Here is a 15,321-nt window from a genome sequence, read left to right on the forward strand (position 1 = left end):
ATGCGCGCCCAGTTCGTCCTGTCGGAGATCGGTGTCGGTCTCCGCCGGAACCTCACGATGACCTTTGCCGTCGTCGTCTCCGTCGCACTCTCCTTGGCCCTCTTCGGCGGGGCCCTGTTGATGCGCAACCAGGTCAACGAGATGAAGACCTACTGGTACGACAAGGTCAACATCTCCATCTACTTCTGCAACAAGAACGACGCCGAGACGGGCGTCCCGCAGTGCGCCAAGGGCGCCGTCACGGCGGAGCAGAAGCAGCAGGTCAAGGCCGACCTGGAGAAGATGGACATTGTCGACAAGATTTACTACGAGGACGCGGACCAGGCGTTCAAGCACTACAAGGAGCAGTTCGGCGACACGCCGATGGCGAACGTCCTGACGCCGGACCAGATGCAGGAGTCCTACCAGATCAAGCTGAAGGACCCCGAGAAGTACAAGGTGGTGACGACCGCCTTCCAGGGCCGGGCGGGCGTGCAGGCCGTGGAGGACCAGCGCTCCATCCTGGACCAGCTCTTCGAGCTGATGAACGGCATGAACGTCGCCGCGCTCTTCCTGATGGGCCTGATGCTCGTCATCGCGCTGATGCTGATCGTGAACACCGTGCGCGTCTCCGCGTTCAGCCGACGGCGCGAGACCGGCATCATGCGGCTCGTCGGCGCCTCCAGCTTCTACATCCAGGCGCCGTTCATCATGGAGGCCGCCGTCGCCGGTCTCATCGGCGGTGCGCTCGCCTGCGTGATGCTCGTCCTCGGCCGCTACTTCCTGATCGACCACGGCCTCGCGCTCGCCGACAAGATGGAGTTGGTGCAGTTCATCGGCTGGGACGCGGTCCTCACCAAGCTGCCGCTGGTGCTCGCGATCAGCCTGCTGATGCCCGCGCTCGCCGCCTTCTTCGCGCTCCGCAAGTACCTGAAGGTGTAACCGGCGACACCCGTTCACCACGTGCCCCGTACGGCAACACGCCGTACGGGGCACGGCGTTTGTCCTAGACTCGTCGCCATGCCAGGCCCGGAATTCGGTATCCGGCCCCGCGGCCTGTGCCGCGGGGCGGCCCTGACCTTGGTCTTCGCGGGGGCACTGGCCACCGTCTCGACGACCGGTTCATGGGTGTACGACGACGAGCCGCAGCCCGCGTCGGCGGTGCGGCCCGCCGCGCCTCAGGCGACGCGTGATGCGGTCGCCCGGGCGGCGGCCGAGGCGGTCGCCGACGGCAAGTCCGGCAAGAAGGCCGCCGAGGAGGTGGTCAGCCGCAGCGGCGACCGCTGGGGCGCGGTCTACGACCCGGCGGAGTACAAGGACTTCGAGCAGTCCCTGGACGGCGAGTACACCGGTGTCGGCCTGGTCGCCAAGCGGCGTGCCGACGGCCAGGTCCAGGTCGAGCGGGTGCGCCCGGGCGGCCCCGCCGCGAAGGCGGGCCTTAGACGCGGGGACTCCCTGCGCAGCATCGACGGCCACGCGGTGGACCGCCGCCCGGTCACCGAGGTCGTCTCGCTGCTGCGCGGCGACGGCTCCGGCGCCGGGGCGGGCACCCCCGTACGCATCCGGCTCCAGCGGGGGACGAAGGTGTGGACGCAGGAGGTGCGCCGGGCGAACCTGCCCACCGACGCGGTCACCGTGGAGCAGCTGGCCGACGGGGCGGTGCTGATCCGGGTCACCTCCTTCACCCGGGGCTCGGGGGAGCGGGTGCGCAAGGCGGTGCGCGAGGCCCCGGCGGGCAAGGGCGTCCTGCTGGACCTGCGCGGCAACGCGGGCGGGCTGGTCGACGAGGCCGTGACCGCCGCCTCCGCCTTCCTCGACGGGGGCCTGGTGGCGACGTACGACGACCGGGGCCGCCAGCGCGCCCTGCACGCCGAGCGCGGCGGCGACACGAAGAGACCGCTGGTCGCGCTCGTCGACGGCGGCACGATGAGCGCCGCCGAGCTGATGACGGGAGCGCTCCAGGACCGGGGCCGGGCGCTGACCGTCGGTTCGCGGACCTTCGGCAAGGGTTCGGTGCAGAAACCGAGCCGGCTGGCGGACGGCTCGGTCGCCGAGCTGACCGTCGGCCACTACCGCACCCCCGCCGGGCACCGGCTGGACGGACGGGGCATCACGCCCGACCTGGAGGAGACCGAGCGGGCCAGGGAGCGGGCGGAGACAGTATTGAGTGGCCTTCAGGGGGGCTCGTAGTGCGAAAATGACCGCACTATGGCTAAGGAAAAGGACCCCAAGCGCAAGATCATCGCGCAGAACAAGAAGGCCCGGCACGACTACACCATCCTCGACACCATCGAGTGCGGTCTTGTGCTCATGGGCACCGAGGTGAAGTCCCTGCGGCTCGGCAGGGCGTCACTGGTGGACGGTTTCGTGCAGATCGACGGCGGCGAGGCCTGGCTGCACAACATCCACGTACCGCTGTACTCGCAGGGCACCTGGACCAACCACGCCGCACGGCGCAAGCGCAAGCTGCTGATGCACCGGGCGGAGATCGACAAGCTGGAGTCGAAGTCGGGCGAGACCGGCCACACCATCGTGCCGCTCGCGCTGTACTTCAAGGACGGCCGGGTCAAGTGCGAGATCGCGCTCGCCAAGGGCAAGAAGGAGTACGACAAGCGTCAGACGCTCCGCGAGAAGCAGGACACGCGCGAGACCAACCGCGCCATCGCGGCGGTGAAGCGCAAGGAGCGCGGGTACCTGTAGGGCGGGCCGGGCGGTAATTGGCTGGCATCGGCGGACGATGGTCACGTACGATGGAACATGTCGCACCCCACATGGTGATGGGTCAGGCGACGGGACGGTGGCCCAGGCCCCCGGCCCACTTTGAAAAATCAACATGGGGATGATCGGTTTCGACAGCGGATGTCGAAGCAGGGGAAGCGTGTCGAGGAAGCGGCAATGATCTCGTAAACCATATGTCGCAACCAATAATCGCCAACACCAAGCGCGATTCCTTCGCCCTCGCTGCCTAAGTAGCGACTTGCGAAGTGTCAGCCCGGGGGTGATCCCGACCCGGATCCTGGCATCATCAAGGGATCTAAACTCACCGTCCCGGTCGCGGGGACGGTGAGGAAATCAAACAGTGACTGAGCCCGTCGGAGACTTGTCTGCGTGATCTCCGGGGCCGAGAAAATCGCAGCAGACTGCACACGGAGAAGCCCTGATTCTGCACCGTTGGACGCGGGTTCGATTCCCGCCATCTCCACAACCCCATGTGAGACGAAGGCCCGGCTGCCTCAAGCAGCCGGGCCTTTGTCGTGTCCGCAGACGTGTCCGGCGCCGTTCGTGGCCGGCCGGACGGGGCGGACTGTCGTATGCGTCACGTGATGTCTTATCTGCCCTAGAGATAGGGGGTAAATGGGTCGAATCGGACTCGGAACGATCCATTCCGGCTCTGGATATGTCATTGATGTGTGACAAGAGTGCACTCGCGAGAAGCTCTGTCACCCGGGTGCGCTACATTCGACGTCCGGGTGCAGTGTGATAGGGACGCTTGGACGGGTGGGGGCCCGGACCAATGGCGGAACCAGTTGGTCGCGCGCGCCCACCGATGAGCCAGTCAGTGGGGGATGTGCGAAAAGCTGTGAAGAACACTCCTGAGGGCGCCCAGACCGGGCAGACCCGCCAAATACGTCAGATACGCCAGGCCGACGACCGGACGATGCAGCTCGACTCCGTCGGGTCGCACTTCGGGCGTCGGCACGAGCCCCCGCTGCTCCCGGAGCTGTCCACGGAGAGCCCCGACGGACCGGTGTTCGTCGACGAGAGCGGCCGCCGCGGCAAGAAGCTCCGCCGGCTCGGCTGGGTGCTCGGCGCGGTGTGCGCCGCCTACGCCGCGATGCTCATCATTTCCCTGATCGGCGGCAACTCCCTTGCTCCGGGGCTGCCGATACCGGACTTCGCCTCCGACAAGACCGCGGAGAAGGTCAAGTCCGACCCCGATCCCACCCCGTCCGTGCCCAAGCCGGACGGCATCCCGCCGGTCACCGGCGGCAACGTGCCCGCGGGCTCCTCGCAGACCGCCGGCACCACCACCGGCAAGGTCCCGGCCGGCGGCGCCAAGAAGGACGACGCCAAGGACCCGAAGGACCCGGCGAAGAAGCCTCCCACCGGCCCCGACAAGACCAACGGCGGTGCCGGGGCGAACGGCGGAGCGGCTGCCAACGGCGGTGCCGCCAACGGCGGTGCGGCGAACGGCGGCGCGGCCAACAATGGCGGTGCCGCGAACAATGGCGGTGCTGCGAACAACGGCGGCGCGGCCAACAACGGTGGCGCGGCGAACAACGGTGGCGCGGCGAACAACGGCGGCGCGGCCAACAACGGCGGCGCTGCCAACAACGGTGGTGCGGCGGACAACGGCGGCGCCGCGAACAACGGTGGCGCGGCCAACAACGGTGGCGCGGCCAACGGCGGTGCGGCGACCAACGGCGCCAACGCCGGAGGGAACACCACCGACCCCATTCCTGACCCGGCCAATCCGGCGAAGTAGAAGGCACGGCACGTAGATGTCCAACCCTCGCAGGCGTTCCTCCCAGGGCGCCCGCCGCTCCGCCGCGCGCGCACGCACGCGCACCCGGCGGCGCTGGTTCCCCATGCGGTACTTGTTGCCGTCGCTGCTCCTCGTCGCCCTCATGGCGATGCTGATGCTGCGCGGCTACGTACACAACGAGATCGGCTCCGACCAGACGGGCGCCCGTCCGCCCGTCGACCAGACGACGGTGCCGGAGAACGTCCTCAAGGGCGGACCGGTCATCGACACCCGGGACCCGAAGAAGCCCGAGGCGCGGCACGTCAAGGACAAGCACGTCGTCATCACCTTCGACGACGGTCCGGACCCCAAGTGGACGCCGAAGGTCCTGGACAAGCTGAAGGAGTACGGCGCCCACGGCGTCTTCTTCGTCGTCGGCTCCAACGCCACCCGCTACCCCGACCTCGTCAAGCGCATCGTGGACGAGGGGCACGAGCTGGGTCTGCACACCTGGAACCACCCCGACCTCTCGTACCAGACGCGCAACGGCATCGACTCGCAGTTCTCGCGCAACCAGCTCGCGATCGCCGGTGCGGCCGGGGTGCACACCTCGCTGTTCCGTCCGCCGTACTCCTCGTTCGCGTACGCCTTCGACGACGCGAGCTGGCCGGTCGCCACGTACGTCGGCGAGCTGGGCTACCTCACGGTCGTCAACGACACCGACTCCGAGGACTGGAAGCGGCCCGGCGTCGACGCGATCATCAAGCGCGCCACGCCCAAGACCACCAAGGGCACCGTCGTGCTGATGCACGACTCCGGTGGTGACCGCACGCAGACCCTTCAGGCACTGGACAAGTTCCTGCCGGACATGCAGAAGCGCGGCTTCAAGTTCACCAACCTCACCGAGGCGCTGGGCACCACCTCCGCGCACAGCCCGGTGACGGGTCCCGAGCTGTGGAAGTCGAAGGCGTTCCTGGTCGCGATCACCGTCTCGGACGGCATCACCGACACCCTCACCTGGGGTCTGGCGATCGTCGGTTCGCTGGTCATCGCCCGCTTCGGCCTGATGCTGATCCTCTCGTTCGCGCATGCCCGCAGGGTGCGCAAGCGAGGGTTCCGCTGGGGACCCGAGATCACCAGACCGGTCACCGTGCTGGTCCCCGCGTACAACGAACGCGAGTGCATCGCCAACACCGTGCGCTCCCTGATGTCCAGCGACCACCCCATCGAGGTCATCGTCATCGACGACGGCTCGACGGACGGCACCGCCGACATCGTCGAGCAGATGCGCATACCCAACGTCCGGGTGGTCCGCCAGCAGAACGCGGGCAAGCCCGCCGCGCTCAACAACGGCATCCGGCACGCCCGTTACGACATCATCGTGATGATGGACGGCGACACGGTCTTCGAGCCGTCCACCGTCCGCGAGCTGGTCCAGCCCTTCGGCGACCCGCGCGTCGGTGCGGTCGCCGGAAACGCGAAGGTCGGCAACCGCGACTCGCTCATCGGCGCCTGGCAGCACATCGAGTACGTGATGGGCTTCAACCTGGACCGCCGCCTCTACGACATGCTCGGCATCATGCCGACCATCCCGGGTGCGATCGGCGCGTTCCGTGCGGACGCCCTGCACCGGGTCGGCGGCATGAGCGAGGACACCCTCGCCGAGGACACCGACATCACGATGGCGTTCCACCGCGACGGCTGGAAGGTCGTGTACGCGGAGAACGCGCGCGCCTGGACCGAGGCGCCGGAGTCCGTGCAGCAGCTGTGGTCGCAGCGCTACCGCTGGTCGTACGGCACGATGCAGGCGATCTGGAAGCACCGCCGCGCGTTCATCGAGAAGGGCCCCTCGGGCCGCTTCGGACGCGTCGGCCTGCCGATCGTCTCGCTCTTCATGATCGTGTTCCCGCTGCTGGCCCCGCTGATCGACATCTTCCTGATCTACGGCCTCGTGTTCGGCCCGACCGGCAAGACCGTCATCGCCTGGTTCGGCGTGCTGATGCTCCAAGTGATCTGCGCGGCCTACGCGTTCAAGCTGGACAAGGAGAAGATGACGCACCTGCTGTCCTTCCCGCTCCAGCAGATCCTGTACCGCCAGATCATGTACGTCGTCCTGCTCCAGTCCTGGATCACCGCCCTCACCGGCGGCCGGCTGCGCTGGCAGAAGCTGCGCCGCACCGGTGTGGTCGAGGCGCCGGGGGCCCTGCCGGGCCAGCGGCGCGAAGAGGAGAGGTGGCCGGTCGGATGAGCCACGGTTATCCGGGCCCGAACGGCAACGGCTATCCCGATGACCCCGGGGCCCAGGGCTTCGGTCCCGAGTACGACGCGGACGGCTTCCCGCTGCCGCAGCAGTCCGGCGCCCGCCCCGCCCCCCAGCAGGGTGGCGGCGGCTGGCCGACGGTCCGCAACAACCCGGGACCCGCGCTGCCCTCCTCGTCGTACGGCCAGGGGCAGACCTCCGGCTACCCGCAGGCGTACCCCCAGACCGGCGGCTACCCGCAGCAGGGCGGCTACCCCCAGCAGGGCGGCTATCCCCAGCAGGGCGCTTACGCCCCGCAGGGCAACGCCGGATACGCGGAGCCCGGTTACGCGGGGCCGGGCCACGGGGACGCCACCACGGCGTTCCCGAGGACCGGCGGCGGTCAGGGCGGCTACGGCGGGCAGGGCGGCCAGGCCGGTCCCGGCGGCTCCGGCGGGCAGCAGGAGGAGACTCCGGCGTTCGCCAGGTCCGCCGTGGGCGCGCCGACCCGGCAGCAGCCCGCATGGGGCCGCGACGGGACGGCCGAGGACCCGTACGGACCGAGCACGTCCGCCTGGCCCCAGACGGCGGGCGCGGACGGCCTGGGCCTCAAGGACGCCCCGGACGCCCCCTCCCCGGACGCCCCGGAGGAGACCCCGGAACCGGCCGCGCCCAAGAAGCCCGGCCGTGACCGCTACCTCGACCTGCTGCGCTCCATCGCGCTGGTCCGCGTCGTGCTCTTCCACGTCTACGGACAGGCGTGGATGACGATCGTCTTCCCGTCCATGGGCGTGATGTTCGCTCTGGCCGGATCGCTGATGGCGCGCTCGCTGGGCGCGCGGTCCGCGGGCCAGGTCATCAAGAGCCGCATCCGGCGTCTGATGGTGCCGGTGTGGGTGTTCGCGATCGTCACCCTCGCGCTGATCTTCAACGGCGGCTGGAAGCCCACCGCGGGCGAGGACGGCGAGTCCATCATCTGGTGGTGGATCAGGCTCGCCTGGTGGTTCGTGCCGGTGGGCGCGGCGACCGGTCCCGACGAGGTCGGCTCGCCGGGCGGTCTGCTGGACGTCAGCTGGGCGGCGCAGACCTCGGGTCCGCTCTGGTACATCCGGGCGTACCTGTGGTTCGTCATGCTGTCGCCGCTGATGCTCAAGCTGTTCCGCAAGATGCCGTGGCCGACGCTGCTGGCTCCGCTGGCGCTGTCCGCGGTGCTCGGCATGAAGCTGATCGAGATCCCCGGCGAGACCGGCAACGCGATCACCGACTTCACGACCTTCGCGTCCTGCTGGATGCTCGGCTTCGCCCACAACGAGGGCACGCTGCAGAAGCTCAAGGCGTACATGATCCCGTCGTTCGCGGCGGTGCTCATGGGGCTCGGCCTGTGGTGGGCGGGCACGCACATCGGTGAGGCGGGCTGGAACTTCGACGAGATACCCACGGCGAACGCCCTGTGGTCGCTCGGCTTCTGTGCCGTGCTGCTGCACTACTCGCCGTCGTGGGACGTCCTGCCGGACAAGCTGAAGGGCTTCGACACGCCGATCACGCTGGCCAACAACCGGGCCGTGACGATCTATCTCTGGCACGAGATGGCGATCATGCTGACGATCCCGATCATCGACCAGATGTGGTCGCTGGGGTCGCTGCCGGTGGTGGGCGAGCTGATCAACTCGAACCTCGGCAAGCTCTACCAGGTGCTGATGTTCATCCTGGCGTGGCCGCTCATCGCGGCGGCGATCGCCGGGTTCGGCTGGGCGGAGGACGTTGCCGCCAAGCGGAGGCCGAGACTGTGGCCCAACGGGGCCAAGAAGAAGGCCAAGGCCTGAGGTTCCTGCACGGTTGTCGTTCCGGTGCCTTGTGGCCGGTCGCGCAGTTCCCCGCGCCCCTGACGTGTCTGCCCTTCGGGCGGCAGGTCGGGGGCGCGTCGGCGTCTCAGCCGCCCGCACCCCACACCCACCGCCTCGCCAGGGCGGTACCGGGGCTTCCGGTGGGGCGTGGGGGCGGGCACTCTGGGAGGTACGGGAAGCACCGGCCACCCCGGAGGGCATCGGCATGGGCGCGAGCGGCACCGGCACCACCAGCACGCGCACCCCGTGGTGGTTCGACTCCGGCCGGGTGTGCCTGGACCTGCTCGCCACCCGCACCCGGGGGCAGGAACTCCTCGTAGGCGCAAGGGAGTTGGCCGAGTGGGCGGTGGGGGCGGGCCTGGTGCCCGGCGGGACCGCCCTGCGCGTCGACCCCGCCTGGGCGCCCCGCTTCCACCGCCTCCGTGAGCAGATCGCCGACGTCCTGGCCGGCGGCCGGGGCTCCGCCCTCGACGAGGTCAACGCCCTCGCCGCGCTGCCCCCTCCGGCCCCCCGCGCCGTCCGCACCGCCGACGGCTCGCTGGCCTGCGCGCTGGCCGCCGAGCCCCGCTGCGAGCAGCTCCTCGCGGTGCTGGCCCGGGACGCCGTCGCCCTGCTCACCGACCCCGTCGCCCGTGCCCGTCTGCGCCGCTGCGAGGGCGACACCTGCGAGCGCCTGTACCTGGACACCTCCCGGGGGCGCCGCCGCCGCTGGTGCTCCAGCGAGACCTGCGGCAACCGGGAGCGGGTCGCCCGCCACCGGCGCCGGGCCGCGGTCACCGCCGTGCAGCCCTGAGGCGTCGTACGGAAAGAATCTTGCGCCCCTGTTGAGTCGCGTGCACCCGCCCGTCCGTATGGACCGTCGAGGAAGGCGTGACAGGGCTCGACCGGGAGGTGCCAGGTGCGCGAGGATGCGGCGGTGGCCGATGACCGTCCGCGGCGCGGGGCGCGGCATCGCGGTACCGGACGGAGTGTCAGCACCCCTTCGGTGGAAGAGGAGTTGATGCGCTCGCTGTACCGCGAGCACGCCGGGCCGCTGCTCGCGTTCGTGCTGCGTCTGGTCGCCGGTGACCGCCAGCGCGCGGAGGACGTCGTGCAGGAGACGCTCATCCGTGCCTGGAAGAACGCCGGTGCGCTCAACCGGGCCACCGGTTCGGTACGCCCCTGGCTGGTGACGGTCGCGCGCCGCATCGTCATCGACAACCACCGCAGCCGGCAGGCCCGGCCGCAGGAAGTCGATCCGTCGCCGCTGGAGGTCCTGCCCGCGGAGGACGAGATCGACAAGGCGCTGTGGTTGATGACGATCGGCGACGCCCTCGACGACCTGACGCCCGCCCACCGGGAGGCGCTCGTCGAGACCTACTTCAAGGGACGTACGGTCGGCGAGGCGGCCGAGATCCTCGGCGTGCCCAGCGGGACCGTGCGCTCCCGCGTCTTCTACGCGCTCCGTTCGATGAAGCTGGCCCTTGAGGAACGAGGTGTGACGGCATGAGTGCACAGGACGGCGGGAGCGTGCCGGGCGGCCGGGGCGCACAGGGCGGCGGGAGCGCACCGGGCGGCGAGTCGGTCCACGACGCCGTCGCCGCCTACTCCCTCGGCATTCTGGACGAGTCCGAGGCCGCCGCCTTCGAGGCCCACCTCGCCGCCTGCGCCTCCTGCGCCGCCCAGCTGGAGGACTTCGCGGGCATCGAGCCGATGCTCGCCGCCCTCGCCGAACCCCCGGGCCCGCCACGGGAGGTGACCACCCCGAGTCCCCGTCTCCTGGCGGACCTGGTCGACGAGGTCACCGTACGGAGGGACCAGCAGGCCCGCCGCAGGCGCCGCGGCCTCTCCCTGGTCGCGGCGGCCGCCGCCGTGGTGATCGGCGGCTCGGGAGCCGTGGTCCTCGCGGCCGCCGACAACGACCCCGGACCCGTCCGGGCCCTCCCCGACCCGCACCCCACCAGCCCCGCCGAGGACGCCTTCTTCCACCACATGGAGAACAAGACGCAGGCCACCGACCCGGTCACGAAGGTGTCGGCCGTCGTCGGCACCGAGAAGAAGGGCTGGGGCACCCACACCGTCCTGGAGCTCAAGAACGTCAAGGGCCCCCTGAAGTGCAGCCTGGTCGCCGTCTCCACGAAGGGCGAGGAGGAGGTCGTCAGCAGCTGGTCCGTCCCGAAGTGGGGCTACGGCATCCCCGACAGCCCGCACAAGGCCGCCAAGACACCCCTCTACGTGCACGGCGGGGCGGCCATGGACGTCAACGAGATCGACCACTTCGAGGTCCGGACATTCGACGGCAAACCACTGGTCAAAGTCGAGGCCTGACATAACGGTCCCCTTCGCGTACGGTTGACGGCTGCCCAGTGCACGTCAGAAGGGGGCCTCGGTGGCCGCGCAGGATGCCGCTGTCGATTCGGTCCGCGACCGTGAAATCGGCGTGGAACAGGATCATCTGGATCAGGTGTACCGCCGTCTTGAGGAGAAGATCCACGAGGCCGAGTTCCTGATGAACGACGCCGCCCAGCGGGGTCAGGTCGGCACGCCCGGCGCGCTCGCCGAGCGCGACGCGCAGGTCTTCCGGGCGGGGGTGCACCTGAACCGTCTCAACAACGAGTTCGAGGACTTCCTCTTCGGCCGGATCGACCTGCTCCACGGCAAGGACGGCAAGAAGGGCCCGGACGGCGCGTTCACGTCGATCGAGCCCGCCGACGACGCCGTACGGGAGGACCGGAGCGCCGACATCGGCGAGACCCTCCACATCGGCCGCATCGGGGTCCTGGACTCCGACTACGCGCCGCTGGTGATCGACTGGCGGGCGCCCGCCGCCGCGCCGTTCTACCGCTCCACGCCCAAGGACCCGGGCCGCGTCGTGCGCCGCCGCGTGATCCGCTCCAAGGGCCGCCAGGTGCTCGGCGTCGAGGACGACCTGATGCGCCCGGAACTGACCGCGTTCCTCGGCGGCGACAAGCTGGCCGTGATCGGCGACGGCGCGCTGATGGCCGCCCTCGGCCAGGCCCGCAGCCACACCATGCGCGACATCGTCTCCTCCATCCAGGCCGAGCAGGACCTGGTCATCCGGGCCCCCGCCGCCTCGGTCACCGAGGTCGCGGGCGGCCCCGGCACCGGCAAGACCGCCGTCGCCCTGCACCGCGCCGCCTACCTCCTCTACCAGGACCGCAGGCGCTACGCGGGCGGCATCCTGATCGTCTCGCCGACCCCGCTGCTCGTCTCGTACACCGAGGGCGTGCTGCCCTCCCTCGGCGAGGAGGGCCAGGTCGCGATCCGCGCGCTGGGCTCGCTGGTCGACGGGGCCGAGGCGACGACGTACGACGAACCGAACATCGCCCGCATCAAGGGCTCCTCCCGCATGCTCAAGGTGCTCCGCAAGGCCGCCAGGGGCGCCCTGGAGACGCCGGGCGCCCCCGTGCCGGAGGAGGAAGAGGGCCAGCTGTCCTTCGGCGACCCGGAGGAGGAGGCTCCGGCGGCGGTACGGACCGACCTGCTGCGCGTCGTGGCCTTCGGCGCGCGCCTCGAACTGGAGGCGGGCGATCTCCAGCGCATCCGCAACACCGTCCTGTCCGGCACCGCCCCGGTCAACCTGCTGCGCCCGCGCGCCCGCAAGCTGCTCCTCGACGCCCTGTGGGCCAAGTCCAACGGCCGGGCCCGCTACACCGACCCGGAGCTGGCCGCCGAGCTGCGCTCCTCCTTCGACGACGACGTGTCGACCGAGGACGCCTTCCTGGCCTTCCTGAACGCCTGGTGGCCCGAGCTGACCCCGCGCGGGGTGCTCGCCGACATGGCCGACGAGAAGCGGCTCGCCCGCTGGGCCCGCCGCATCCTCAACCCGCGCGAGGTCCGCCAGCTCGCCCGCTCCCTCAAGCGTGCCGAGCTCTCCGTCCACGACGTCGCCCTCCTGGACGAGCTCCAGCTCCTCCTGGGCACGCCCGCGCGGCCGAAGAAGAAGCGCGAGTACGACCCGCTGGACGCCCTCACCGGCCTCGAAGAGCTGATGCCGCAGCGCGAGGAGACCCAGTGGGAGCGCGCCGAGCGCCTGGCCGCCGAGCGCACCGAGTACGCGCACGTCATCGTCGACGAGGCGCAGGACCTCACGCCCATGCAGTGGCGGATGGTCGGCCGCCGGGGCCGCACCGCGACCTGGACGATCGTGGGCGACGCCGCCCAGTCCTCCTGGACGGACCCGGCCGAGGCCGCCGAGGCCCGCGACGAGGCGCTGGGCTCGCGCCCGCGCCGGAAGTTCGAGCTGACGGTGAACTACCGCAACCCGGCGGAGATCGCCGAGCTGGCGGCGAAGGTCCTGGCGCTGGCCGCCCCGGACATGCGGTCGCCGCGTGCGGTGCGGTCGACAGGTGTCGTGCCGCGCTTCGTGGCCGTACGGGACGACCTGGAGACGTCCGTACGGGAAGAGGCCCAGCGCCTCCTGGAACAGGTGGACGGCACCGTCGGCGTCGTCGTCGCGATGAACCGGCGTGCCCAGGCGCGGCGTTGGCTCGCGGACCTGGGGGAGCGGGTCGTGGCGCTCGGCAGCCTGGAGGCCAAGGGGCTGGAGTACGACGCCACGGTGGTCGTGTCGCCCGCGGAGATCGCCGAGGAGTCCCCGGCGGGGCTGCGGGTGCTGTACGTGGCGCTGACGCGGGCGACGCAGCAGCTCACGGTCGTCTCGGGGAAGCGGGACACCCCTGATGAGGACGGGGTTCCGGCGCTGCTGCGGGACTGATTTCGAGTCAACTGCCCACTCGGGAATCACTTCCGTGGAGGGTTTGTTAGTCTCGAATGTGACACCGGCTCGATCCAAGCCCCCGGGCCCAACCTTAGTCGCTTCGAGCGACCACTTGCCGCGAGGCGAGCATGGCGGGCCGGTGTCGCTCACGTACGGGAAGAAGAGGTCCGGAGTGCTCCTTGGAGCGCTCCGGACCTCTTTTTGGTGGTTCCGCCGAGATTTTTTGGGGGTTCCGCCGAGCGGGCAGTTCTCGTATGGTGGAAAACAGTTTCCGAAAATGAAGCGCCCATTACCCGCTACCGGCTGGTAGGTGCGACGATCGGACTGCGCTGCCCGGTTTCGGACCGGCGGCGGCGCAGCAATGAAGCTAGGGAAAGCAGAGGAAGTCGGCCATGGCAACGGCGCCCAGCGTCTCGTACTCGATGACGGTCCGACTGGAGGTCCCCGCGAGCGGGACCTCGGTCAGCCAGCTCACCTCGGCCGTCGAAGCCTCCGGCGGCTCCGTGACCGGCCTCGACGTCACCGCATCCGGCCACGAGAAGCTGCGGATCGACGTCACGATCGCCGCTTCTTCCACCTCGCACGCCGACGAGATCGTCGAGAAGCTGCGCGGTGTCGACGGGGTCGTGCTCGGGAAGGTCTCCGACCGTACGTTCCTGATGCACCTCGGCGGCAAGATCGAGATGGCGTCCAAGCACCCCATCCGCAACCGTGACGACCTCTCGATGATCTACACGCCGGGCGTCGCCCGCGTCTGCATGGCCATCGCCGAGAACCCCGAGGACGCGCGCCGCCTCACCATCAAGCGCAACACCGTCGCGGTCGTCACCGACGGCTCCGCCGTGCTGGGCCTGGGCAACATCGGCCCGATGGCCGCCATGCCGGTCATGGAGGGCAAGGCGGCCCTCTTCAAGCGCTTCGCCGACATCGACGCCTGGCCGATCTGCCTGGACACCCAGGACACCGACGAGATCGTCTCCATCGTCAAGGCGATCGCCCCCGGCTTCGCGGGCATCAACCTGGAGGACATCTCCGCGCCGCGCTGCTTCGAGATCGAGGCCCGGCTGCGCGAGGCCCTGGACATTCCGGTCTTCCACGACGACCAGCACGGCACCGCGATTGTGGTCCTCGCCTCACTGACGAACGCGCTGCGGGTCGTCGGCAAGTCGATCGGCGACGTCCGCGTCGTCATGTCGGGCGCCGGAGCCGCCGGTACGGCCATCCTCAAGCTCCTCCTCGCCGCCGGCGTCAAGCACGCCGTCGTCGCCGACATCCACGGCGTGGTGCACGCCGGACGCGAGGACCTGGTCTCCGCCGACCCTGAATCGCCGCTGCGCTGGATCGCCGACAACACCAACCCCGAAGGGGTGACGGGCACCCTCAAGGAGGCCGTCGTCGGCGCCGACGTCTTCATCGGCGTCTCCGCCCCGAACGTCCTGAACGGCGACGACGTGGCCGCCATGGCAGAGGGCTCCATCGTCTTCGCGCTGGCCAACCCCGACCCGGAGGTCGAGCCCTCAATCGCCCGTCAGACGGCGGCAGTTGTGGCCACCGGCCGCTCGGACTTCCCCAACCAGATCAACAACGTGCTGGTCTTCCCCGGCGTCTTCCGCGGCCTCCTGGACGCGCAGTCGCGGACCGTCAACACGGAGATGATGCTGGCCGCCGCGAGCGCCCTGGCGGACGTCGTCAGCGAGGACGAGCTGAACCCGAACTACATCATCCCGTCGGTCTTCAACGACAAGGTCGCGGGTGCGGTCGCAGGTGCGGTTCGTACGGCCGCCAAGGCCGCCGGCGCGACTGTGACGGGTCCCACGTCCGCCTGACGCGCGGCGCGTCGCGGGTCGCGGCGTATCCGGGGCACCTCTAGGGTGGCGGGCAATGAGCCTGCGGAACCCGGCCCCGGGTTCCGCGGCCCGTAAGCAGTCCGCGACAGTGAAGTCGACAGAGCGTCACGACACGAGGCAGTGACGCTCTCCCGGTGGCCTTCGGGTGACCCTGCCGGGTGCCGGATTGGCTTTCCCGCCGCTGGTGGGGGCAGGATGCGTAACCGGGCGCGAGGGTCTGAACACCA

11 protein-coding genes and 1 other RNA gene are annotated in these 15,321 nt (G+C 70.0%); all 12 read left to right on the forward strand.

Annotation, left to right across the window (positions count from 1 at the left end):
- The 12 genes from ftsX (at window position 1) to ACIO3O_RS18040 (ending at window position 15,073) form a co-directional block, all read left to right on the forward strand.
- A complete protein-coding gene (gene ftsX, locus ACIO3O_RS17985; protein WP_401746636.1) occupies window positions 1–921 on the forward strand; it encodes a permease-like cell division protein FtsX in 921 nt (306 codons plus the stop codon).
- A 78-nt stretch (window positions 922–999) separates the two neighbouring features.
- Window positions 1,000–2,169 (forward strand): S41 family peptidase, encoded by a 1,170-nt coding sequence (locus ACIO3O_RS17990; RefSeq protein ID WP_401746637.1) that lies wholly within the window; start codon window positions 1,000–1,002, stop codon window positions 2,167–2,169.
- An 18-nt stretch (window positions 2,170–2,187) separates the two neighbouring features.
- A complete protein-coding gene (gene smpB / locus ACIO3O_RS17995; RefSeq protein ID WP_401746640.1) occupies window positions 2,188–2,679 on the forward strand; it encodes an SsrA-binding protein SmpB in 492 nt (163 codons plus the stop codon).
- A gap of 135 nt (window positions 2,680–2,814) precedes the next feature.
- Window positions 2,815–3,184, forward strand: a transfer-messenger RNA (tmRNA) gene (gene ssrA, locus ACIO3O_RS18000).
- 375 nt (window positions 3,185–3,559) lie between these two features.
- Window positions 3,560–4,465 (forward strand): hypothetical protein, encoded by a 906-nt coding sequence (locus ACIO3O_RS18005; protein ID WP_401746642.1) that lies wholly within the window; start codon window positions 3,560–3,562, stop codon window positions 4,463–4,465.
- A 103-nt stretch (window positions 4,466–4,568) separates the two neighbouring features.
- Window positions 4,569–6,692, forward strand: a complete 2,124-nt coding sequence (locus tag ACIO3O_RS18010; protein WP_401747123.1) for a bifunctional polysaccharide deacetylase/glycosyltransferase family 2 protein — start codon at window positions 4,569–4,571, stop codon at window positions 6,690–6,692.
- Window positions 6,689–8,506 (forward strand): acyltransferase family protein, encoded by a 1,818-nt coding sequence (locus tag ACIO3O_RS18015; protein ID WP_401746644.1) that lies wholly within the window; start codon window positions 6,689–6,691, stop codon window positions 8,504–8,506. The genes ACIO3O_RS18010 and ACIO3O_RS18015 overlap by 4 nt, the downstream gene beginning before the upstream one ends.
- Window positions 8,507–8,732: 226 nt before the next feature.
- Window positions 8,733–9,320 carry a CGNR zinc finger domain-containing protein gene (locus ACIO3O_RS18020; RefSeq protein WP_401746646.1) on the forward strand — a complete coding sequence of 196 codons (588 nt, stop codon included), beginning with the start codon at window positions 8,733–8,735 and terminating at the stop codon, window positions 9,318–9,320.
- Window positions 9,321–9,425: 105 nt separating this feature from the next.
- On the forward strand, window positions 9,426–10,016 hold the full coding sequence (locus ACIO3O_RS18025; protein ID WP_401746649.1) for a sigma-70 family RNA polymerase sigma factor: 591 nt from the start codon (window positions 9,426–9,428) through the stop codon (window positions 10,014–10,016).
- Window positions 10,013–10,834 carry a zf-HC2 domain-containing protein gene (locus ACIO3O_RS18030; protein WP_401746651.1) on the forward strand — a complete coding sequence of 274 codons (822 nt, stop codon included), beginning with the start codon at window positions 10,013–10,015 and terminating at the stop codon, window positions 10,832–10,834. Before ACIO3O_RS18025 ends, ACIO3O_RS18030 begins: the two co-directional genes overlap by 4 nt.
- Before the next feature lie 61 nt (window positions 10,835–10,895).
- Window positions 10,896–13,244: a HelD family protein gene (locus tag ACIO3O_RS18035; RefSeq protein WP_401746653.1), complete on the forward strand. Its 2,349-nt coding sequence runs from the start codon at window positions 10,896–10,898 to the stop codon at window positions 13,242–13,244.
- Between the two features lie 395 nt (window positions 13,245–13,639).
- Window positions 13,640–15,073 carry an NAD-dependent malic enzyme gene (locus ACIO3O_RS18040; RefSeq protein WP_401746655.1) on the forward strand — a complete coding sequence of 478 codons (1,434 nt, stop codon included), beginning with the start codon at window positions 13,640–13,642 and terminating at the stop codon, window positions 15,071–15,073.
- Window positions 15,074–15,321: the final 248 nt, after the last annotated feature.

It is taken from the genome of Streptomyces sp. NPDC087440, assembly GCF_044744005.1.
Classification (GTDB): Bacteria; Actinomycetota; Actinomycetes; order Streptomycetales; family Streptomycetaceae; genus Streptomyces.